General features: G+C 62.0%; 10 protein-coding genes. 7 read left to right on the top strand and 3 right to left on the bottom strand.

Going from position 1 to position 22552, the window contains the following annotated elements; translation table 11 throughout:
• Positions 1 to 17 precede the first annotated feature (17 nt).
• The 3 genes from CKA38_RS14430 to CKA38_RS14420 all read left to right on the top strand — a co-directional run bounded on the left by CKA38_RS14430 (position 18) and on the right by CKA38_RS14420 (position 5617).
• Entirely contained in the window at positions 18 to 2045 is a 2028-nt protein-coding gene (locus CKA38_RS14430) for a family 43 glycosylhydrolase (protein WP_161554939.1), read from the top strand.
• Between the two features lie 62 nt (positions 2046 to 2107).
• The gene (locus CKA38_RS14425; RefSeq protein ID WP_108826191.1) at positions 2108 to 4384 is read left to right on the top strand and encodes a DNA polymerase domain-containing protein; all 2277 of its coding nucleotides are present in this window, start codon (positions 2108 to 2110) and stop codon (positions 4382 to 4384) included.
• 99 nt (positions 4385 to 4483) lie between these two features.
• On the top strand, positions 4484 to 5617 hold the full coding sequence (locus CKA38_RS14420; protein WP_108826190.1) for an LptF/LptG family permease: 1134 nt from the start codon (positions 4484 to 4486) through the stop codon (positions 5615 to 5617).
• Between the two features lie 140 nt (positions 5618 to 5757).
• Here CKA38_RS14420 and CKA38_RS14415 read toward each other — a convergent pair whose 3' ends face one another.
• The gene (locus CKA38_RS14415) at positions 5758 to 6984 is read right to left on the bottom strand and encodes an argininosuccinate synthase (RefSeq protein ID WP_108826189.1); all 1227 of its coding nucleotides are present in this window, start codon (positions 6982 to 6984) and stop codon (positions 5758 to 5760) included.
• A gap of 174 nt (positions 6985 to 7158) precedes the next feature.
• Positions 7159 to 8118 carry an ornithine carbamoyltransferase gene (argF, locus tag CKA38_RS14410; RefSeq protein ID WP_108826188.1) on the bottom strand — a complete coding sequence of 320 codons (960 nt, stop codon included), beginning with the start codon at positions 8116 to 8118 and terminating at the stop codon, positions 7159 to 7161.
• Between the two features lie 181 nt (positions 8119 to 8299).
• Between argF and CKA38_RS14405 the strand changes: the two genes are divergently transcribed.
• On the top strand, positions 8300 to 8866 hold the full coding sequence (locus tag CKA38_RS14405) for a DUF4199 domain-containing protein (RefSeq protein ID WP_161554938.1): 567 nt from the start codon (positions 8300 to 8302) through the stop codon (positions 8864 to 8866).
• A 37-nt stretch (positions 8867 to 8903) separates the two neighbouring features.
• Here the strand turns inward: CKA38_RS14405 and nadA are convergent, their stop codons facing one another.
• Positions 8904 to 9884 carry a quinolinate synthase NadA gene (nadA, locus tag CKA38_RS14400; RefSeq protein WP_108826619.1) on the bottom strand — a complete coding sequence of 327 codons (981 nt, stop codon included), beginning with the start codon at positions 9882 to 9884 and terminating at the stop codon, positions 8904 to 8906.
• A 284-nt stretch (positions 9885 to 10168) separates the two neighbouring features.
• Here nadA and CKA38_RS14395 point away from each other — a divergent pair, with 284 nt between their 5' ends.
• The 3 genes from CKA38_RS14395 to CKA38_RS14385 all read left to right on the top strand — a co-directional run bounded on the left by CKA38_RS14395 (position 10169) and on the right by CKA38_RS14385 (position 22273).
• A complete protein-coding gene (locus tag CKA38_RS14395; RefSeq protein ID WP_108826618.1) occupies positions 10169 to 10552 on the top strand; it encodes a DUF6941 family protein in 384 nt (127 codons plus the stop codon).
• A gap of 139 nt (positions 10553 to 10691) precedes the next feature.
• Positions 10692 to 11723 (top strand): adenosine kinase, encoded by a 1032-nt coding sequence (locus CKA38_RS14390; RefSeq protein WP_108826186.1) that lies wholly within the window; start codon positions 10692 to 10694, stop codon positions 11721 to 11723.
• A 953-nt stretch (positions 11724 to 12676) separates the two neighbouring features.
• The gene (locus CKA38_RS14385; protein WP_152032887.1) at positions 12677 to 22273 is read left to right on the top strand and encodes a hypothetical protein; all 9597 of its coding nucleotides are present in this window, start codon (positions 12677 to 12679) and stop codon (positions 22271 to 22273) included.
• The last annotated feature ends 279 nt before the right edge of the window (positions 22274 to 22552 follow it).

Raw genomic sequence — 22552 nt, 5'->3', positions numbered from 1 at the left:
ACCGCACCGCCCATCACATGAAACTCCCCGCGCGCCTGATTCTGTTTTTCAGCATTCAGCTTTCAGTTTTCGCGGCGACGCAAACGGAGCGTGTCGCCTTTGTCGGCGGTCCGGACGCGACCGCCGGCGCCGCCGAGTTTTCAGCGGCCTTCGATCAACTCCTCGACGGCGGCACAATCGTCGTGCGCGGCCCGACGCGGCTCGGCGAAAAATTCCTCGCACCCGCGCACGATGCGCGCATCACCATCACCAGTGTTCACGACGGAAGGGATTACCGGAAGGAAAACGGCGCCAGGCTGATCATCGGCGGCAGTTATTCCATCAACGGCCCGGCGACATTTGCCGGCCTCGTCTTCGCGCCGGATGCCAGGACAAGCCGCATCTATTGCAACGCCCGCAAGGTTGTGTTCGACGGCGATGTTTCCTGCGAGCCGTCGGAAGGATGCGGCTTTCCAAGTATCGTCGGCGCGGGCGGCCCCGACGGATCCGATCTCACCATCGACAGCGGCCGATGGGACATCGTGGCCGGCGGCACATTCCAGGATGCCGGGTCCACAACCGGCACGCTCCGTGTGACGATCAACGGCGGACAATTTCACGGCGCGGTGTGCGCCGCAGGCTCGGGCCGGCACACCGGCGACGCGGAGATGACGATTAATGGCGGCACGTTTTACGGCGGCGTCGCCGTGCTCGGCGCTTTTGCTAAAGCGTCGATTCGAGGCGACGCCCGCGTCACAATTAACAACGGTGTTTTTCACGCCAGCATCGCGGCCGCGCGCCACAACGGCGCGGAGTTTGCCGGCAATTACGCGCTCACAATCAACGGCGGCGATTTCACCAGCGCCACCGCCGTCACCGGCGCGAGCGAACTGCGCGGCGGCAAAACCTCCACGCTTGCGGCATCGCCGGGCCTGCTCGACAAACGCAACGCCGGCGCGCTCACCTTCACCAATCCGCTTATCGACGGAGCCGATCCGTGGGTGTTTTTTCACGACGGTTTTTATTACAGCACCGCCACCGGCGGCTCGCAGCTCAACATGAGGCAAGTCGCCAACCTCCCCGACCTGGCGCACGCCAAGTCGGTTGTCATCTACAAACCCTCCGCCGGCAAACCGTGGTCTCGCAACCTCTGGTCCCCAAAAATCTATCACTTTTCCGAAAGCGAAGTCGGCGCGGAAAACGCCGGCTGGTATCTTTACCTCTCCGCCAACGACGGTAGCGGACGCCCCTCGCAAGGCCAGCGCATGTTTGTGCTCCGCTCGCTCTCCGGCACCCCGCTCGGCCCTTACGGCGAGGCGACCGGCGCCCGCAAACCGCACACCGCCACGCGGGTGACAGCCGCCGCAAAAGACAGCGCCTTCAACAAAACCTGGTGCGGCGGCGCGAAAATCCTCAAGCACAACGGCAACCTCTACGCCATCTGGGTGAGCGAAGTCGGGGACGCCCAATCCAAAAACACCGGCGACCGCTACCAAATCATCTGCATCGACCGCCTGCTCAATCCCTGGACCATCGCGGGAAACCCCTCCATCATCTGCCGACCGACGCTCGCGTGGGAAAAACGCGGCGCCGGCCCGGGGAAGGCGGGCATGTATCCCGAAGTGGTCGAGGGCGGCACGCCGGTTTATGGCGACGACGGCGCGCTCTATCTCTTTTACGCGGGCAGCGGTTATTGGACGCCGCATTACGCGATCGGGCTGATGAAATTGACCGGCGACGATCCGATGAATCCCGCCCACTGGCGAAAGGCGGACAAGCCCATTTTCAAGGCCTCGGATGAAGTCGTCGGCACGGGCAACGCCTGTTATGTGCCCTCGCCAACCGGCGAGTCGAAATGGGCGATTTATCACGCCTATGTTGGCAAAAAGACACGCGGAGTCCCGCGCCAGTTATTTGCCGAGCCCTATCTCGCCAACGAAAAAGGCGTGGCCATCGGCATCGGCCGCCCGTTCCCGCTCGGCACCCAATTAAAAATAGAGGCCAACCCCATGCCCCTGCGCAAAAAAATAAGCGCGTTCACGACCGTGCCGATCTCCGCGCGCTAGGGTGGGGGATGCCTTGCTCGGCGGCGTTGACCTGCGCGGGGTTCTCGCGCATGTAGTTGTCCATGTCCGGGCAAACTCCCTCCGCTCAAAACTCAGCGCAGAGCATCTGCGGCCTTTGGATCGACGGCGACGGCGTCGCGCACCTTTCGCTTGCGAATGCCGACGGCACTCGCGCCGGGCAATCCGCCGTGTTTCATCCTTTCGCATGGCTCACCTCGGCGGAGATTGACTCGCCGGAGGGCGCGCGCATCGAGGCGCTCAAGGGACGGGGCGTTTTCACGCAGCTTGCGCACGCCGACACGCCCGACGCCTACGATGCGCTGATTTCCGCCGCCAAAAAAACACCGGCGGGCGCGCGTGTCGGCACCGATGTGCTTCGTCCGTTTGAAAATCAATTTCTCCTGCAAACCCGGCAGCGTCTTTTTGGCGACCTTGGGTTTCACCAGCTTCGGCGCTGCCAGCTCGACATCGAAACCGATTCCGCCGGCGGGGGCGCGTTTAGCGATCCCTCGAATCCGACCGACTATGTTCTCGCCATCGGGCTCCAGTTCACATCGGCGGATTCGCCCGCGCCGAGACGCCAGCTTCTTGTCCTTGATGAACCGACCGCCGCGGCGGAGAAAAAACTGCTCGAGCAATTCAACGCGGTTCTCGCCGCCGAGGATCCCGACACGATCGAGGGGCATAATATTTTCAAGTTCGACCTCGACTACCTGCGCCAGCGCGCGCGGCGTCACAAAGTCCCCTGCGCGTGGGGACGTTTCGGGCAGAAGGCCGCGTTTCGCAACTCGCGCCTGAAAGTCGCCGAGCGCTGGCTCGATTTTCCGCGTTGCGACATCCCCGGCCGCGCCGTGATAGACACCTACATGCTCGTGCAATTGCACGACATCACCACGCGCGAAATGACAAGCTACGGTCTCAAGGACAGCGCGGTCTTTTTCGGCATCACCGCCGAGGACGCCGACGCCACCGGCGCGCGCACTTACATCAAGGGCTCGGAACTTCGCAACGCGTATCGCGAAAACCGCGAGGCGTTTCTCGCCTATCTCGCCGACGATTTGCGCGAAACCAAGGGGCTCGCCGATTTGCTCCTGCCCACGTATTTCGAGCAGACGCGCACGTTTCCGATCCTGCTTCAGGACGCCGCGCTGCGCGGCACCACGACTAAGATCGACCTGCTTTTCCTCGAGGAGTATTATCACGCGCGCCAGTCGTGCCCCGCGCCGGTCGAGATGTCCGCCTTCGCCGGCGGCTACACGCGCTCGTTCAAGGAGGGCGTGTTCAAAAACGTGCTGCACTTCGACGTCGCCTCGCTCTACCCGAGCCTGCTTCTTTCCATCGGGCAAAACCCCGCCGGCGACACGCTCGGCGTTTTCATTCCGATGCTGGCCCGCCTGCGCGAGTATCGCTTGAAATACAAACAACTCGCGCGCACCACGGCCGACGAACTTCTTCGCGCCGAATACCAGGCGCGCCAGGCGAGCTTCAAAATCCTGATCAACTCCTTCTACGGCTACCTCGGATTTTCCGGCGCGCGCTTCGGCGACGGCGCGCTCGCCGCCGAGGTGACTCGCCGCGGGCGCGAACTCCTGCAGGCGCTCATCGACAGGCTCGCCGCGGAGGGTTGCGACATCCTCGAGGCCGACACCGACGGCATTTACCTCTCGTCAAAAAAATATTTTACCGATCCCTCCGCGCTTCTCGCCAGCGCGCAAACGGTGCTTCCCGAGGGCATCGAACTCGAGCACGACGGCAGCTACGCGGCGATGTTTTGCTACAAGTCGAAAAACTACGCGCTCATCGACAAATGCCCCGGCGGCAAAATCACCATTCGCGGTTCCGCGCTTCGCTCGCGCGGCATCGAGCCGTATCTCAAAAAACTCAGCGACACACTCATCCGCTACCTGCTCGGCGCGACGGATGAGTCGCCGCTCGCGCTCCTCGAGGATTACCGCAGCCGCATCGGCAAATGCGAAATGCCGGTGGCCGAGCTCGCGAAGTCGGAAATCCTCTCGCAGAACCCCGAGACCTACGAGCGCTTCATCGCCGAGGGCGGCAAGCCGCGTCGCGCGACCGCCGAGGTGGCGTTGCAGATGACGCCACGGCCGCGCATGGGCGAGCGCGTCAGCTACTACATCACCGCAAGGGAAAAGGGCAAAACGGCGGACTGGCAGCGCGCCCGCCCGCTCGGCGCCCACGACGCCGGGCTCGCGCCGTATGATCCCGTGTATTACAACGACAAACTCGACGACTGGCTCGAACGCTACGGCGCGTTCCTGGGAGACGAGGCCAAGCGAATCGCCGCCGAAAAACCCGGCGCGCAAGGGGAGTTGTTTTAGTGGCGCGGGCCGCCACGCCTGCCGGTTTGAAAAACGCATGATTGGCGGAAAGCAGACTTGGCAGTCCGCGCGGCGTCGCGCATTTTTCGAATCACGCACATGTTCAAAATCCTACATCGTTATATCGCCAGCTCCGTCCTTTCCTCGGCGGCGGCGGCGATTGTTTTCATAGGATTTATTTTTGGCGCGGTCAATTTGCTCAAGGATGTGCTCGTGTATCTGCTCGACGGGCGCATTCCCTTCGGGCTCTTCCTGAAATTGTGCTGGGACATGGCCCAATACGTGGGCACCTACGCCGTGCCCATCGGCATGCTCATCGGCGTGCTGCTCGTGCTCGGGCGCATGTCGGCGGACAACGAGATCACCGCCATGCGCACTTCGGGGCGTAGCATTTTGCAAATCGCGCGCCCGATTCTTGTGATTGCGTTGTTCGGCGTCGTCGCTGAGCTCGGCATCAATTTTTATCTCATGCCAAAGTCGCGCGTGTCCTACCACGTCGAGCTTGAGAAGGCGCTCCGGCATTCGGCGGCGAACTTTTTTGTGCCGCGCACTTTCATGCGCGAGATTCCGGGAGCGGTCATTTTTTTCGACAAGAAGGACGGCCAGACTTACCAGAACCTCTGGGTGTGGCTGTTGGACAACCAGCAGCGCGCGACCTACATTTATCACGCGGCGTCCGCCGTCATTGAGTTCGATTTGGACAGGGAAATCCTGCGCGTGCTGCCTTTCGAGGGCAACATCGAGGCGCGCGCGGTGGCCGATCCGGAGAAGCGCGCCGACCACAACAACATCCTGCAAATGGGCGGCACGGAGCAGGCGGTTGAGATTCCGCTCGGCGATTTTCTCGGCAGGCGCGGTTTCAGGCAAAAGCTCAACTGGCTCACGCTGCCGGAACTTCTGGAGCGGAGGACCGAGCTCGCGCACGACCCGAAGGCCACCGACATCGACCGGCTGAAGGTCACGCTCACGATTCACAACAAGCTCACGTTTTCGCTCGGGGTGTTTTCGTTCGCGCTCATTGCGATTCCGCTCGGCATCCGCACGCAGCGCAAGGAGTCGTCGGCAAACATCGGCATCGCGATGCTGCTCGTTGTGGTGTATTACGTGATGTCGGTCGCGGTCGGCTGGCTCGACAAGCGGCCCGACTTGCATCCGGAGATTTTGATCTGGCTGCCGAACGCGGTTTTCATCGGCACGGGATTGATACTTTTACGGCGCGTGGAGCGGACGTGAGCGTCAGGCAGGGTAGGGCGAACCGTCCCGGTGAGCCGGATGGTAATTGCGGCTCACCGGGACGGTTCGCCCTACCAAAAAAAATGCGCGACTTTGTGTGCCGCGCATTTCTTTTTGGATGCTTCTCGTCAAATGACGTTTCAGACTTTCGGGCCGCCTTGCGCGAGGTTGCGGGCGCGGAGGCGCAGGCCGTTCAGGCGGATGAAACCGGTGGCGTCGTTTTGGTTATACCAGCTTTGCACGCCTTCCATCGACGCGATGTTTTCGTCGTAGAGCGAATACTTCGACTTGCGGCCGCAGGTGATGATGTTGCCTTTGTAGAGTTTCAGGCGCACGGTGCCGGTCACGAATTTCTGGCTTTGGTCGACGAGCGCCTGGAGCGCCTCGCGCTCGGGCGCGAACCAGAAGCCGTTGTAAACGAGCTCGGCGTATTTCGGGATGAGGCTGTCGCGCAGGTGCTCGACTTCGCGGTCGAGGGTGAGGCTTTCGATTTGCTTGTGCGCGTGCATGAGGATCGTGCCGCCGGGGGTTTCGTAAACGCCGCGGCTCTTCATGCCGACGAAACGGTTTTCAACGAGGTCAACGCGTCCGATGCCGTGCTTGCCGCCGAGTTTGTTGAGCGCCTTGAGCACTTTGCCGGGCGTGAGTTTTTTGCCGTTGATGGCGACGCAATCGCCTTTCACGAATTCGAGTTCGACGTATTCGGGTTTGTCGGGCGCGTCCTCGGGCGAGACGGAGAGCTTGAACATGTCCTTGTTGGCCTTGGTCGTGGGGTCGAACCAGGGGTCTTCGAGAATGCCGGCCTCGTAGGAAATGTGGAGCAGGTTGCGGTCCATCGAATACGGTTTTTTGAGCGAGGCTTCGACGGGGATGTTGTGCTTTTTGCAGTAGGCGATCATCTCGGCGCGGCCGGGGAAGAGATCGCGGTATTCGTCCATTTTCCACGGGGCGATGATTTGCAGGTCGGGCGCGAGCGCCATGTAGGTGAGCTCGAAGCGGCACTGGTCGTTGCCCTTGCCGGTGGCGCCGTGCGCGACGGTGTCGGCTTTTTCCTTGCGGGCGATGGCGACCTGCGCCTTGGCGATGAGGGGGCGCGCGATGGAGGTGCCGAGGTAATACTGGTTTTCGTAAACGGCGTTGGCGCGGATCATCGGGTAGATGTAGTCGCGCGCGAATTCCTCGACGAGGTCGAGCGTGTAGTGTTTCGAGGCGCCGGTCTTTTTGGCTTTTTTGTCCAAGCCCTTGAGTTCTTCCTCCTGGCCGATGTCGGCCGCGAAGGTGATGATGTCGGCGTCATAGGTTTCCTTGAGCCATTTGACGATGACGGACGTGTCGAGTCCGCCGGAATATGCGAGGACGATTTTCATGGGAGAATAAAGTTAAAATAATGCACTTCGTTTTCTTGCACTTCAATTTTAATCGCGAAAACGCGAAAAAACGGAAGCGCGGAAGGATTGGAACACCAGCGGCCGTTGATTGCGGAATGCATGGCTAAGGGGAATTTTTCGTGTTTCCGCCCTTTCGCGCTTCCGCGATCAAAACTAGCCTCGCGGTTGTTGCGCGAGCACGGCCATGATGGCTTTTTGCGCGTGGAGGCGGTTTTCGGCCTCGTCGAAGATGATCGAGCGCGGGTGGTCGAGCACGTCTTGCGTCACTTCCTTGCCCACATACGCGGGGAGGCAGTGCATGAACCACGCGTCGGGTTTGGCGGCGGCGAAGAGTTGCGCGGTCACGCTGTAGGGCGACATGGTTTTGATGCGCTCGGCGGCCTCGTCCTCCTTGCCCATGCTCACCCAGACGTCGGTGTAAACAACGTCGGCGTTTTTCACGGCTTCGTAGGGATCGGTCGTAAACTGGTATTTGCCGGGGAGGCCGAGGCGTTTGCTTTCGGCAGCGAGGAGCGTGTTGAACTCGGCGGAGGGCTCGAAGCCTTTCGGACCGGCGAGCGAGATTTCCATGCCGAAGAGGTTTGCGCCGAGAATCCACGAGTTGGCCATGTTGCAGGCGGTGTCGCCGAGGAACGCGATTTTGCGGCCCTTGAGCGAGGCGAGCAGGTCGCCGCCGGGCGGGGTCCAGCGCTCGGCGAGCGTGAAGGCGTCGGCGTAGATCTGGCACGGGTGCAGGAAGTCGGTGAGCGCGTTGATGACGGGCACGTTGCCGAGCTCGGCGAGTTGCTCGACCTCGGCGTGGTCGTAGGTGCGCACGATCAGGCCGTGCACCATGCGCGAGAGCACGCGCGCGGTGTCGCCGATGCTTTCGCCGCGACCGAGCTGGATGTCGTTTTTGTTGAGGAAAAGCGGATTGCCTCCGAGCTCGTGGATGCCGACCTCGAACGAGACGCGCGTGCGGGTGGAGGACTTGGAAAAGATCATCGCCCAGGTCTGGTGCTTGAGCACGGCGGGGGTGTTGCGTCCGCGTTCCTGCTTAAGGTCGCGGGCCAGCGCGAGGACTTCGGCCGCTTCGTTCTGTGTGAAATCGGTTTCTTTGAGGAAGTGCTTCATCGTGTTTGTTATTGTTGGCGGTGTGACTGGGAAAGCGGTCGTGTTTATGCGGCGGCGCGGCGCACTACGAGCGAAAAATGAGGCTGACTGTCATGCGGGCCGGCTCCGGCGGCGGCGCGCCGTGCGCGAGGTGTGTCTTGCGCACGGGGAAAATCTTCGTAGCGTGCGATTCACCTTACGTATGAGCACCAAGACAACCTACGGACTTATCCTCGCCGCAGTCGGCATCGCGCTGACGTTGGTCGGCTATCTGCTCGGACTTCAAACGGAAAGGGTCGGCTCGACGCTGGCCTCGATGTTTCAATGGATTGGCGTGATCGCGGGCTTTTTTGTGATCTGGCTCGGCGTGCGCGCGGTGCGCGATGAAAACAATGACCAGTGCCTGACGTTTGGCCAGGGAGTCGGCGCGGGTGTGGTGATCGTGCTCGTAGCGGCGCTCATCGGCGCGGTTTACACTTTTGTCCACTTCACATTTATCAATCCCGATTACGCGGATCACATGATGACGTTCGTCGAACAGAAATGGGCCGATGCCGGAATGAACGCCCGGCAAATGGAGGCCGCGGAAAAAATCACGCGCATGTTTTTCCATCCGGGCGCTCTGGCCGCGATGGGTTTTCTGAGCCAGATGTTTTTCGGCGTGGTTTCCTCGCTGATCGTCGCGGCAATCGTGAAACGCAATCCGCCGAGTCCCGCGGCAACACCGCCGGTCGTCCCTCCGGTCATCCCGCCGCCAGCCGCGCAGTGACAATTTGGAGGGCGACGCTCCGCCCTCCAACGCGCCCTCACTTGCTCCAGTCGAGCATGCGCTGGATCGGGGCAAACGCGGCGGCGCGGATGTCCTCGGGCATTTCGATCGCGGGCGACATGTTTTTCAACGCGTCTCGCACTTTCTCGATCGTGTTCATTTTCATGAAACGGCAGTCGTTGCACGCGCAGGTGTCGGTTGGGCCGGCGATGAATGTTTTGTCAGGCACCTCGCGCTGGAGGCGGTGGAGCATGCCGCTTTCCGTCACGACGATGATTTCGCGCGCGGGCGTTTTTTTGGCAAAGCCGATCATGAGCTCGGTCGAGCATACCTCGTCGGCGATGTCGCGCACGGCTTGCACGCACTCGGGATGCGCGACGACGGGCGCGCCGGGAAATTGCGAGCGGATTTTTTCAATCGCTGCGACGGTGAACTGCACGTGCGCGTAACAGCTGCCGGGCCAGAGCTGCATGTCGCGGCCCGTTTGCTGGCGCACCCACTGGCCGAGGTTCTGGTCGGGCACAAAAAGGATTTTTTTATCGGCGGGCACGCGCGCGACGATTTTGGCTGCGTTGCCGCTCGTGCAGATCACGTCGCTGAGCGCCTTCACGGCGGCGGAGCAGTTGATGTAGGCGACGACGTAGGTGTCGGGATGCGCTGCCTTGTAAGCGGCGAGTTGCCCGGCGGGGCACGAGTCGGAGAGCGAGCAACCGGCGTCGAGGTCGGGCAGGAGCACGGTGCGCGACGGGTTTACGATTTTCGCTGTCTCGGCCATGAAGTGCACGCCACAAAAAAGGATAACGTCGGCCTGAGCCTGTTGCGCCTGATAGGCGAGCCCGAGCGAGTCGCCCACGTAATCGGCGATGCGCTGGATCGACTCGATCTGGTAATTGTGCGCGAGGATGACGGCGTTGCGCTCGCGTTTGAGCGCGAGGATTTCCTCCTGGATTTGGGAAAGCGGCGCGGGTTCGTTGCGCGGGCGGACAATAAATGGCTCGTGGTTGGGAGTGGCTGTCATCTGGAAAAAAGAATCCGGAATCATACGTGTTCCCGTTTACTTGCAAAGCAGAATACGCGCGTAAACAACCACCTGGCCGCATCTCAAAATGCTGACCACCTGGGAGCGCGGGCATCCTGCCCGCAGGGTTGGAGGTTTGTGTGGCGCGCAATCTTGCGGGCGGGACGCCCGCGCTCCCGGGCGCAGGCGTGTTCTTTTTTACTCTGCGAAATTTTGAGAGGCACCCCAACTGCATTAGCTTGCGCCCTGTGCAAGTTCGCAGCCACCATGCCGGCATGTCATCCTTGAAATCAAAGCCACAAGTCCTGGCATGGCTCACGTGCGACGGTGTGCACATCGATCCCGGCTCGGGCAAGCACACCATACTAGGCGTTTTCTCCAACATCCGCGCGCGCGAGTTCCCCGTCACGCATCCGCGCATGATCTGGTTCCTCACAATCAGCGACGTGCCCGCGGGCAAGCACATGATCCGCATCACGCTCGGGCTCGACCCGATGAACATGAATCCGCTCATTGAGCGCGAATTCGAATCCGCCGGCCCGCTCCAACGCATCAATCTCATCAACGAAATCAACAACCTCAACTTCGACGAGCCGGGCGACTACTCGATCGTGATCGAGGTTGACGACGAGCCGTTGCTCGCGACGAGCATCACCGTTTCGAACTGACGCCGCGGGCGGCGCGTTATTTTTCGCGCGCTCTTGCGGGCGGGCGCTCGCTTTTACTGATGATTACGCAAACAGTTTTTCGCACACCAGGGCGCGCGCAAGGCGCGTCCCTGCGAATTTAGTTTCCAAGAATTTATTTATGACTTCCTCAAAACCTCTCGATCTCATCGGCGTCGGCGCGCCGATCATGGATATTCTCGCGGGCGTGCCCGATGATTTTCTCGCGCACGCGGGCGGCGAAAAAGGCGGCATGGTCATGGTCGACGCGAACGAAATTGCGCGCCTGGTCGCGCTCCTCCCGGTCAAGCCCGCAATGAGCACCGGCGGCTCGTCGGCCAACACGACCTTCAACACCGCGCGGCTCGGCTTGCGCGCGGCGTTCATCGGCAAGCTCGGCAACGACGACGCGGCGGACGCCTACAAGGCGAGCTTCGCATCCGCCGGCGTGGACACGTCGCGCTTCAAGCACGGCGCCGAGCCAAACGGCCGCTGCCTCGCGCTCACCACGCCCGACGCGCAACGCACCATGCGCACCTGCCTCGGCGCGCACGGCACGTTTTCGGCGGAGGATATTTTGCCGTCGGATTTTGATGGCGCGCGGCATGTGCACATCGAGGGCTACGTCGTGTTCAACTCGAAACTCGCCGACGCGATTCTCGACGGCGCGCGCGCGGCGGGCTGCACGCTCAGCCTCGACCTGGCGTCGTTTGAAGTCGTGCGCGAATCGCGCGAATGGCTGCTCGGACAATTGCGCAAGGGAATCGACGTGGTGTCCTCCAACGAGGATGAAATCCGCGCGCTGTTTCCCGACGCGGCGGACGCGAACAGCGAGGAGGATTATCGAGCGCTGGGCGCGCGCCTCGCGGAGTTCGGCGGCGTGGCCGCGGTGAAGCTCGGCAAGGACGGCGCGTGGATTGTGCGCGGCAAGGGAGGCGGCGTCGAATCGCACCGAATCGCACCCGTGCGCGTGACCGACGCGGTGGACAGCACCGGCGCGGGCGACGCGTGGTGCGCGGGCTTTTTGTCCGGCTGGCTGCGCGACAAGCCGCTCCCGGTGTGCGGCGCGATCGCCTCGCTGCTCGGCGCCGAAACCGTGCGCCACATGGGTCCGCTGATTCCGGACGCGCACTGGGCGCAAACCAGTTCGCGCGTGGCGGAGTTGCTGCGTTGAGGCCGGGTTTCCTTGGCGGAAAAAACTCCGGGCATCCTTTCGTTTGGCGCGGCGGTTTCATCGGCGCGCCGCGTCGGGCCGGACTCCGGCGCCGGTTTTGTCTTCGCAAAAAGGCCGCCGGTCAGGACCGGGCGATATGCGGACGCCCTCCCATCTTGCCTCGCGTGATTTGTTTTCGGGACGGACGCGCCACGTAATCAAGCAGCGCGCGTGTGTGCCGGGTTGTGCCCCGATGGCACGGCGCCGCGAAGACCGTTTGTTTTTGGGAGTCCGTTCGGACTCCCGGCGCGGCCAGTGCGAAGCGGGAAATCAGTGTGAGGGTGTCAGGCATGAATAAGTTTTGCCGGCTATCGACCCGGCCGGGTTCCGGCAGTTCCGGCGTTTGCAACGTATTCGTTTGAAAATAATATGAATTTTGAGAGCAGGGGGCACACCTCGCGCCGGCTTTCGCGGGGCAGACTCGCAGACAATCCACGGTCAGTCTCAGGGAGTAAAATAAGGCGCGTTTTTGAGTGCTTTTACCGCGCGAGTGAGGGGCGTTAATATGCTGGAAATGCACGAGATTTCCACAGCTTCCAAATCTGGTTTGTTTGGGCGTTTTGCGCATTAAAATCATTTTCACAGTCATCGTGTAAATTCTTGCTCGTCGCAACTTTGCTGTCCTCTGTGCATCTTGCTTGCAACAGTTTGTTTTTTTGGTGATTCACGAAATTATTCTTAACAAACCGCGACAATTGTATCACAACACAAGGGCGCGAAATTAGGGGTCTAATCATACTTGTGCACATTCATTACAAAATTTTTTTGATTTTATAATCACTTTGCGACTGATGCCTCTGGCTTCATGCGCCAAGTTCAACCATCCGCCAACCATCCCTCAACTATCCACTCACCCGTCAACCCCGCCGGCTTGACCCGTCACTCTCATGCAAAACACAAACCGTAACTACCACATGAACAAACCTGTTCGCCCCCCCGCGCGCGGCATTGTCGCGCTTTTCCTGTCCGCGACACTCGCGACCCTTGCCGTGCAACTGTCGGCGCAGACATTTTCCATTACCAGTGGAACCACCAACTATGATGCCAACGCCTCCGGCACGCATGTCCTGAGTTCCGGCTCTGTTACCGGGGTGTCAGGGTCGCCTGCTATAAGGATTTCGGCTACCGGCGTGGAGTTGCAAATCGGCTCGGGCGCCCTTGCGGACGGGGGCGCTACCACTTACGCGGTGCGATCTGCCACCAACAGTTTGATAAACAACGCCGGTTTGATCACGGGCACCGGCGGCATCACCTTTGACGCCAGCGGCACGGTGCTCAATTCCGGCACGATTATCAGTAGTAGTGATAGCGCAGCCGGTTACAGCGGCGTCTATGGCCTGCACAGCATACTCGTCGACAACAAGGCGGGTGGTGTGATTCAAAGCGCCAACAGGGCCGTGTGGCTCAATAGCGGCGGCACGGTGCGCAATGCTGGCGCCATCACCAGCACCGGCAGCGTCGGCATCCTGTCCAATAACATCAACACCCTGATCGACAATGCCTCGACTGGCCTCATCACCAACGGCACTTACGGCGTGATGCTCATGTATGGCGGCATTGTCACCAACTCAGGCACGATCCGCGCCACCGACGCCGGTGGCGTCGGCGTTTATACCAACAACGCCGCCACGCTCGTCAGCAACACCACCGGTGGACTCATCACCGGCGCTAACTACGGCGTGCACCTCAACAGCGGCGGCACGGTCGCCAATTCCGGCACGATTTTGGGTGGTGCCAATGGCGTGATCATTCTTGGTTCATTGGGTGAGCTTACCAACAGCGGCCTTATTGAAGGCATAAACTTGTCGGGTGTCGCACTTTACAGCACCGGCACGATCACCAATTCCGGCACGATTCGCGCCGGCAGTATTGGCGTTGGTTTCAACAATTCGGCCGCGCGTCTCAACAATCTCTCCGGCGGCCTCATCACCGACGGCACCTACGGCGTGCAACTCGCCGCAGGCGGCACGGTCACAAACTCCGGCAGTATCACCGGCGCGATCACCGGCGTTTATTCCAACAGCAACGTCACACTCGTGAGCAATGCCACTGGCGGCGACATCTCGGGCGGCACCTACGGCGTGCAACTCGCCGCCGGCGGCACCGTCACCAATTCCGGCACGATTACCGGCGGCGCGGGCTACGGCGTTTACTCCGCGGTTGGTTCCGCGCTCGTGGACAACACCTCAGGCGTGATCAATGGCGACTATGGCGTTTCACTGAGCAACGGCGGCACGGTCCGCAATTCCGGCACGATCACAGGCAACAGCAACCCCGCCGTCCATGGCGCCGTCAGCATCCTCGTCGACAACAAGGCGGGCGGCGTGCTTCAAAGCACCGCCGGCAGGGGCGTGTATCTCGCGTCCGGCGGCACCGTGTTCAACTCCGGCACCATTATGAGTAGTAGCGGCAACACAAACTACGGCGTTCGCATTGTCGGTGCCACCGCGCTCGTATCCAACTCCACTGGCGGCGTGATTCAGGGCGGCGGCGGCGTTTCGCTGCTCAACGGCGGCACGGTGATCAATTCCGGCACGATCACAGGCAACAGCACCAGTAGCAGCGGCGTCTATGGCGGAGTCAGCATACTCGTTGACAACAAAGTGGACGGCATGATTCAAGGCGCCAACAATGCCGTGCTTCTCACGTCCGGCGGCACCGTCACCAACTTCGGCACCATTTCCGGCGCCACCGGCTACGGCGTGCGCGTCGACGCGGGCACGGCCCTTGTCTCCAACACCGCGGGAGCCACCATCGAAGGCGGCGTTTACGCGGGCGGCAACACCACCGTGCGCAACGACGGCGCGATCACCGGCAACCGCGGCGTTTACCTCGAAATCAATTCCACGCTTACCGGCACGGGCAGCATCAATGTCACCGGCACGGCGCTGACCCTGGCGAACGGTTATGTTTACACCAACACCCTTGCGCCCGTTGGCAGCCTCGTCGGCATTTCCTTCGTCGGCACCGGCTCGCTCGGCAACTCCGGCACCATCACCGGCACGGCCGACACCGGCGTGGAGGCGAAAAATGGTGTGATCGCCGTCACTAACAACAACGGCTATATAGAAGGCGGCACCTACGGTATCAACCTCGCGCAAGGCGGCACGGTTGCCAACACCAACTCCGGCACCATTCAGGGCGTGGCCGGGGCCGGCATCATTGCGTCCGGCGTCGCGGAAATCGTCAACACCTCGGGCGCCCTCATCGTCGGCGGTTCCACCGGCATCCAACTCAACGCCGGTGGCGAAGTCACCAATTCCAGCACGATCAGCGGCGGAGTCACCGGGCACGGCATCCTGACCGCCGGCGGCGGGGCGGTGATCAGCAATACGGACAGTGCGTTGATCACGGGCGGCGTGACGGGTGTGACGATGCTCGCGGGCGGCACGGTCTTTAACTCCGGCACGATCCTTAGCGACGACGACGCGGGTGTCTATTCCGCCGGCGACGTGGTGATTGAAAATACCGCGGCAACCAGCCTCATTCAGGGAGTCGTCCATGGCGTGTATGTTGAGGGAGTCGCCAACGTGACCAATGCCGGTTCGATCAGCGGCGACCGTGCCGGCATCTGGCTCGAGGGCGGCGGCACGGTCACAAACAGCGGCACGATCATCGGCACGGATCCGGACGGCAGCTACGGCGTTTTTGCCTTCAACGATCCCGTTACCATCGACAACAAGCAGCACGCCGTGATCGAGGGTGCGAGCGCTGGCGTCTGCCTTAGCACGGGCGGCACCGTCACCAATGCCGGGGAGCTCCTTGGTGGTGATTTCGGATTGGATGTCCATGAACAAGCCACCGTTACGAACTCTGTCGGAGGCCTCATTCAAGGCGACCTTGGTGGCGTCAATCTGGACGGCGACGCAACAATCACCAACACTGGCACAATCATTGGAACGAGTGGCTATGGTATCCATAACCAAAGACACCCCAGTGACACCGTGCTCACCAACAACCCCGGCGGCCTCATCAGCGGCATGGATACCGGCCTGCTGACACAGGGAGACCTCACGATGACCAACTCCGGCACAATCATCGGCACGACCAACGAAGGTGCTAAGATTTACGGCGAGGCCGACATCACCAACAACGCCCTGATCGAGGGCGGCGCCGCGGGAATCACACTCGGCGCTGGCGGCACGGTGCACAACACGAACAACTCAATCATCCGGGGCACTGCGGCCGACAGCCACGGCATCCATGCGACAGGCAGCCCGGTCGACATCCGCAACGACCAATACGCCACCATTACCGGCGGAACCACGGGCGTCACGCTCGAGGCCGGCGGCACGGTCACCAACTTCGGCACCATCGAGGGCCTCGACACGGCCAACGGCATCGGTGTTTACGGCGGCGTCGGCGGCGAAACCGTCGTCAATAACGCCGCGGTCGAAAGCCTCATCACCGGCGGTTACGCCGGCGTGCACCTCGCCGGCGACGGCGAGGTGGCGAACTCCGGCACGATCCTCGGCACGAACGCCGCCACGAGCTACGGCGTGCATGTCGACGGCAGCACCGTTACCATCACCAACGAATCCCGCGGCCTCATTCAGGGCGAGACAGCCGGCGCGCAATTCAACGGCGGCAACGTGATCAACCACGGCCTCATCCAGGGTAATGAAGCCGGCATACATACCACCGGAGTCGACCTCGCAAACAACGGCACGATCATTGGCACCGGGGCCGACAGCATAGGCATCCATGCCACCGGCGGCGTGGTCACGGGCACCAATCTCACTGGCGGCCTCATTCAAGGCGACCAATACGGAATCAAGACGGACAACTCCGGATCGATCGATCTTGCCAACGACGGCACGATCATCGGCATCGACACGAGCGCCACGAATGAATCCACCGGCATCTATTCCGACGGCAGGGCGGATCTCGCCAACCGCGGCCTCATCCAAGGCACCGGCACGGGAGTGTATCTCGGCATGAGCTCCGATGGCAGCGAAATCACCAACTCCGGCACGATCATCGGCGTGGACGGCGTGGGCCTCCATGCCGAGCACCGTGTGGATATCACCAACAACACCGGCGGTCTCATCAAAGGCGGCGTGGATGGCGTGGTCCTTGCCGATATGGGCATGGTTGGGCGGGACAGCACAGTCAGCAATTCCGGCACCATTGAAGGTTTCAACGGCGCCGCCATTTATATCGAGCAAGACGGAGTCGTTGTCGACAACCTCGCCAACGGCTTCATCCGCGGGAACACATACGGCATTCAAACGGATAACCGATCTATCTCAACCCTCGTCACCAATGCCGCAGGCGGCTGGATCGACGTGGGACAGTATGGTGTCTGGCTGCAAAGCGGCACCGTCATCAACGCTGGCGACATCAACGCTGGCGACATCGCCGTGCATATCGACGACCCCTCGGCCTACGTGGAAAACAATCCCAGTGGTTACATCTTCGGCAACACTGCCGTGCAGCTCGCGCAAGGCGGCACGGTTGTCAACAGTGGCACGATCTATGGCGGCAACTACGGCATTGATGCCGGTGGCGAGGCATTGGTTGAAAACACCGGCGGCCACATTATCGGAAGCACCGCTGTGAATCTCGCAGCGGGCGGCACGGTCACCAACAGCGGCATGATCGATGGCTTCGACATCGGTGTCCAGACCGACACCGGCAGTGTCATCAACAGCGGCACGATCATTGGCGTCACCAGCTACGGCATTCAGGCCGACGCCGCAGTGGAGGTTGAAAACACGACCGCTTCCAGCCTTATCCAGGGCGGCCAGACTGGCGTGAAGCTCGCGCAAGGCGGCACGGTCACAAACAGTGGCACGATCCTTGGCGACAGCGACAGCGGCATCTACGCCGACGCCGACATCACCGTGGTGGAAAACACCGGCGGCCAAATCCAGGGCGGCATGAACGGCGTGTGGCTGGGCGGCGGCGGCAAAGTGCGCAACACCGGCACGATTCTCGGCACGGGCACCTACGGCATTTATTCCGGCACCAACGCCGAAGTGAAAAACGAGGGCGGTTACATCAAGGGCGGCCTCACCGGCGTGCACATTGCGGGCTCGAGCACGATCACCAACACCGGCACGATCATCGGCACGGGCAGCGCGGGCATCTATTCGAAGGACCTCGCGGAGGTTGAAAACACCGGCGGTTATGTCGAGGGCGGCCAGAGCGGCGTGCGGCTGGCCGACGGCGGCGCGGTGACGAACACCGGCACGATTCGCGGCACGGGTGGCACCAGCGACGGCATTTACTCCGGCAACCCGGCCACCATTATCAACCGCGCCGACGCCCTGATCGAGGGCGCCAATGAAGGCGTGAAATTGGCCGCCGGCGGCACGGTCACCAATGCCGGCACGATCCGGTCTTTTGGCTTGCTCGGCGACGGCATTTCCAGCAACCACTCGCCTGGCTCAATGGTCGTCACCAACGAATCCACGGGTCTGATTCAGGGCGCGCAGAGCGGCATTTACACGGCTGGCACGCTCGCGCTGACCAACAGCGGCACGATCATCGGCACGAACGATTATGGCGTCTATGCCGGCAAGTCCTCGCTGATAGAAAACACGACCGCCGGCAGCCTGATCTCCGGCCAAACCGGTGTGCTTCTTGACGCTGGCGGCACGGTCACCAACAGCGGCACGATTCTCGGCATTGGTAACGACGGCGTGAGTATTGCAAACGCCTCCGGCCTGGTCACCAACGACGGCTTGATCGAAGGCGCCGCCGCCGTGCAACTCGCTTTCGGCGGCACGGTGCAAAACACCGGCACGATTAAGGGCAACACCGGCGTTTTCGGGGATGGGCTCAACGCGCCGACGGTGGTGGAAAATGCCGCCGGCGCGCTCATCAGCGCGACAAACTTAGCGATTGATTTGCGAAGCGGCGGCACGGTTGCGAACAGCGGCACGATCATCAGCGCGAACAGCACCGGCATCAGTGCCGAGGGCAACGCCACGATCACAAATGAGTCCACCGGCCTGATCCAAGGTGGTTACGGAATCTCCCTTGACGCGGGCGGCACCATCATGAACGCAGGCGCCATCACCGGCGCGACCATCGGCGTGGTCACCGACACCGTTGCCGTTGTCGTCACCAACACCATCGGCGGTGTGATCAGCGGCGGCAACTATGCGGTCAACCTCAACGCCGACGCGGCGAACGAAGTGAACCTGTGGAACAGCAGCACGCTGGCGGGCAACCTGCGGATCGCGGGCGCCTCCTCGCTACTGACGCTCAACGGCGACGCGGGCACGGAGCAACTCTACTCGAACGCGGTGACCGGCAACACGGACTTTACCGGCACGCTCGTCAAGCAAGGGGCGGGCACGTGGACACTCGACAAGAGCTTCACCCTGAACATGGCGCAGCAAATGACGACGGTGGACGCCGGCAAGCTCGTCGTTGACTGGGACCAATACCAGCTCAACGGCTCGAATGTGAACATTGAGGCCGACGCCATCCTCGAAGTGCGCACGGCCAACACGAGCGGCACGACGACGCTCGTCAACCCGCTCACCGGCGACGGCCTGCTCGACCTGATCGGCACGGCGACCGTCAACGCGCCCGACGTCACCTTCGCGCTCGACCCCGCGATGGGCACGGCCTTCAGCGGCACGGTCGGCGTGGGCAGCGCCTACGGCCACAAGACGGTCTTCGACCTCGCCACCTCGGAACCCGCGCTCACAAACGCGACGCTCAAACTCAACGCCAACAGCGAAACCACGCTCGACGCCAACCGCATCATCGGCGGGCTCGACCTTGCCGGCGGCACCCTCCTCGCCAAGACCGACACGACCGCCGCGGGCCTGCCGCCCTACCGGCTCGACGTGGACAACCTCATGAGCAGCGCGGGCGGAAGCAAGATCGGCGTGGACACCGAAACACTCTCGGGCATCAACCCGCCGCTGCCCCCCGGCGACGGACTCAACCAAAACGTCTTCGACATGGACGTGATCCCTCCCGACACGCTGCTCTCCGGCACCATCGTGCACGGCGCAACCAGCAGCATTTACGATGGCGCGACCTTCGACATGGTTGACAGCGACGGCAACGCATTGCCTTCCGGCACCAGCACGATCAGCTTCGGCCAGAACGGCCTCAATCCGGTTGGCGTGAACAGCTACGGCTACAACGCCATCCACAAAGCCGACGGCAGCGGCGGCGGCGACATCGTGCTCAACTACGGCTTGATCTCGATCGAGTCGGTGCACGCCACCGAAATGATCATCCTCGACCCGACCGGCTCGCTGGACAAGACACTCAGCGCGAAACTCACCGGCGCGGGCGCGGGCTTCGAATTCCGCGGCGCCGAGGCGATCACCCTCGCGCACACCGGCAACGACTACACCGGCTCGACGTTCATCAACGAGTCGGCCTGGATTATCGGCGGCGTCACGGACGTGATCGCGAGCAGCACGAAGGTGACCCTCGCGACCGTCGACACCGGCTTCGACCTCGGCGGCAACAACCAACGCCTGCAAAACCTCAACGGCCTGGGCAACATCCGCCTCGGAGACAAAACGCTCACCGTGGCGAACACCGAAACCGGCCTTGAACTCTCCGGAGAGATCGACGGCACCGGCAACGTGACCCTCACCGACGACAGCGAGTGGACGCTTACCGGCGAAAACACCTACACCGGCGTGACCACGATCGGCACCGGCGCGCAATTGCAACTCGGCAGCGGCGGGCTCTCCGGCATGATCGACGACGCCAGCGCTGTGGCCAACTCCGGCACGCTCACGATCAACCGTGCCGACGACCTCGTTTACGGCGGCACCGTGACCGGCGCCGGCGTGTTCATCCAGCGTGGCGACGGCACGACCCACCTCACCGGCGCGAACAAAATCGACGGCGGCCTCGTCGTTGAAAACGGCGAACTGGTGATCGGCGGCACTGCCAGCGGCGGCGACACCACTGGCTGGTATTCCTCCACCATCGCGGCCAACGCCCGTGTGGACGACGGTGCTTGGCTCAGCTTCAACCGCAGTGACGAAGTCATCTACGACGGCGTGATCAGCGGCTCGGGCAACGTGGTGACCTATGGCAGCGGCACGCTCGCAATCCAAAAAGTGCAAGACTACGAAGGCGTGACCATCGTGGCTCAAAGCACGCTGCGCACCGGCACCACCAACGCGATCAGCAAAAGTGACGTCGTGTTTCTCCTCGACGGCACGCTGGACCTGAACAACAACAACCAGCGCATCAAAAACCTCTACGGCGACAACGGCGTGATCCGCTACAGCACGAACAACGGCACGGCGACGGCCTACACCAACCTCACGGTTGCGGGCGAGCTCGACGGCACGACAACGCATTACATGAACGTGGACCTCGTTGGCAAAAAGAGCGACACGCTCACGGTGGCCGGCCTGGCGAGCGGCACGCACTACGTTTACTTCGACCCGACCACCGACCCCTCGCTGCTCAGCGACCCGCAGCGCAAATACGCGCTCGAAGTCGTCAAGCTCGGAGTCGGCAGCACCGCGGAGTTTGACTCCGACGGAGTGGAGTCGGGCATGCACACCTACAAACTCTACAAAGGCGACGGCGGGCTGATCATGCCCAACGGCGACTCGTATTACCTGACCGGCGGCGACGCGCTCAGCCGCGCGGCCGACGCGATCCTGCTGACCGCCGGAGTGATGGGTGCGGACTGGCACTACGGGCTGGACAACGTGCACAAGCGCCTCGGAGAAATCCGGGTGAACCTGCCGACCTCGAGCGGCAACGTGTGGGCGCGAGTGAACAACTACCGGCTCAACGGCGCGCCGGACCTCGCGGGCAGCAGCTTTGAGCAGGACAGCTACGGAATCACGGCGGGCGGCGACATGATCTTCCGCCGCGAAAAGGCGATGCTCGTTGCGGGAGCGTTCTTCGGCATGAGCCGCTCGGAGCGCACCTTCGACGACTCGCGCAACCAGTATGGCGACGGAGACACCAACACGCTCGGCCTGGGCCTCTACGGCCTGTGGCTCTACGACAACGCCTGGTTCGTGGACGCGACGCTGCGAGTCGGCCGCTCGACCAACGAACTCAACGCGCGCGGAGTGGACGGCTTCATCTCGCGCGGCAAATACACGAACCACGTGCAAAGCATCTCGGTGGAGGCCGGCCGGCGCTTCATGAACGGGATCTACTGGGTGGAACCCTCCGCGCAAGTGGCGGTGGCCTGGATAAACGGGGCGGACTACACCGTGTCGAACGGAGTGAGCCGGGATCTCGAAGTGCGCATCAGCGACTCGGACGCGTGGCAATACCGCGGGCAAGTGCGCACAGGGGCGGACTACGGCCGGTGGCAGCCCTACGTGAAAGTGGCGATGGTGAAAACCGACAGCCACGGAGGCAAAGTCCATGTGGAAGGCCGCAGCTACCAGCCCTGGTTCGACGGCTGGCGGTTTGAGACCGGAGCGGGCGTGGGCTACCTGATCGACGCGCGCAGCCAGGTGTATTTTGACTATGAATACAACAAGGCCTCGGACTACGAGCGCCCCTGGTCGCTGACGCTCGGCTACCGCCGGGCCTGGTAATCAAGGTATCAAGCCGAGATTAACCCAAGGGCGCGTTCCAAACAACGCGCCCTTTGTTGTGCCCCGCTTCCCCGACGTCCGCGCACGCACGGGCGCTACTTGTTTGTCATGCCATTTGCGATCGAGTTTTGGTTTTTAACGGGCAGGGTCGCGCCCGTAATCCCATTCGTAAATGGTGTATCATTTGCCGCATGCCAATGCGTCCTGTCAGGGCGTCACAACTCTTAAACCCGCCGTAATAATTTCTGGCGGACGGGCGCGGTCTCCCCGTGACGGGGA

Source organism: Ereboglobus luteus, from assembly GCF_003096195.1.
Lineage (GTDB): Bacteria > Verrucomicrobiota > Verrucomicrobiia > Opitutales > Opitutaceae > Ereboglobus > Ereboglobus luteus.
The sequence above is the reverse complement of the archived record's forward strand: the minus strand, read 5'-3'. Positions and strand labels throughout refer to the sequence as shown.

Coding starts and splice junctions, on each gene's coding strand:
- nadA (WP_108826619.1), bottom strand. CDS start 9,884: ATGACAGCCACTCCCAACCACGAGCCATTTATTGTCCGCCCGCGCAAC.
- CKA38_RS14425 (WP_108826191.1), top strand. CDS start 2,108: ATGTCCGGGCAAACTCCCTCCGCTCAAAACTCAGCGCAGAGCATCTGC.
- CKA38_RS14430 (WP_161554939.1), top strand. CDS start 18: ATGAAACTCCCCGCGCGCCTGATTCTGTTTTTCAGCATTCAGCTTTCA.
- CKA38_RS14420 (WP_108826190.1), top strand. CDS start 4,484: ATGTTCAAAATCCTACATCGTTATATCGCCAGCTCCGTCCTTTCCTCG.
- CKA38_RS14415 (WP_108826189.1), bottom strand. CDS start 6,984: ATGAAAATCGTCCTCGCATATTCCGGCGGACTCGACACGTCCGTCATC.
- argF (WP_108826188.1), bottom strand. CDS start 8,118: ATGAAGCACTTCCTCAAAGAAACCGATTTCACACAGAACGAAGCGGCC.
- CKA38_RS14405 (WP_161554938.1), top strand. CDS start 8,300: ATGAGCACCAAGACAACCTACGGACTTATCCTCGCCGCAGTCGGCATC.
- CKA38_RS14385 (WP_152032887.1), top strand. CDS start 12,677: ATGAACAAACCTGTTCGCCCCCCCGCGCGCGGCATTGTCGCGCTTTTC.
- CKA38_RS14390 (WP_108826186.1), top strand. CDS start 10,692: ATGACTTCCTCAAAACCTCTCGATCTCATCGGCGTCGGCGCGCCGATC.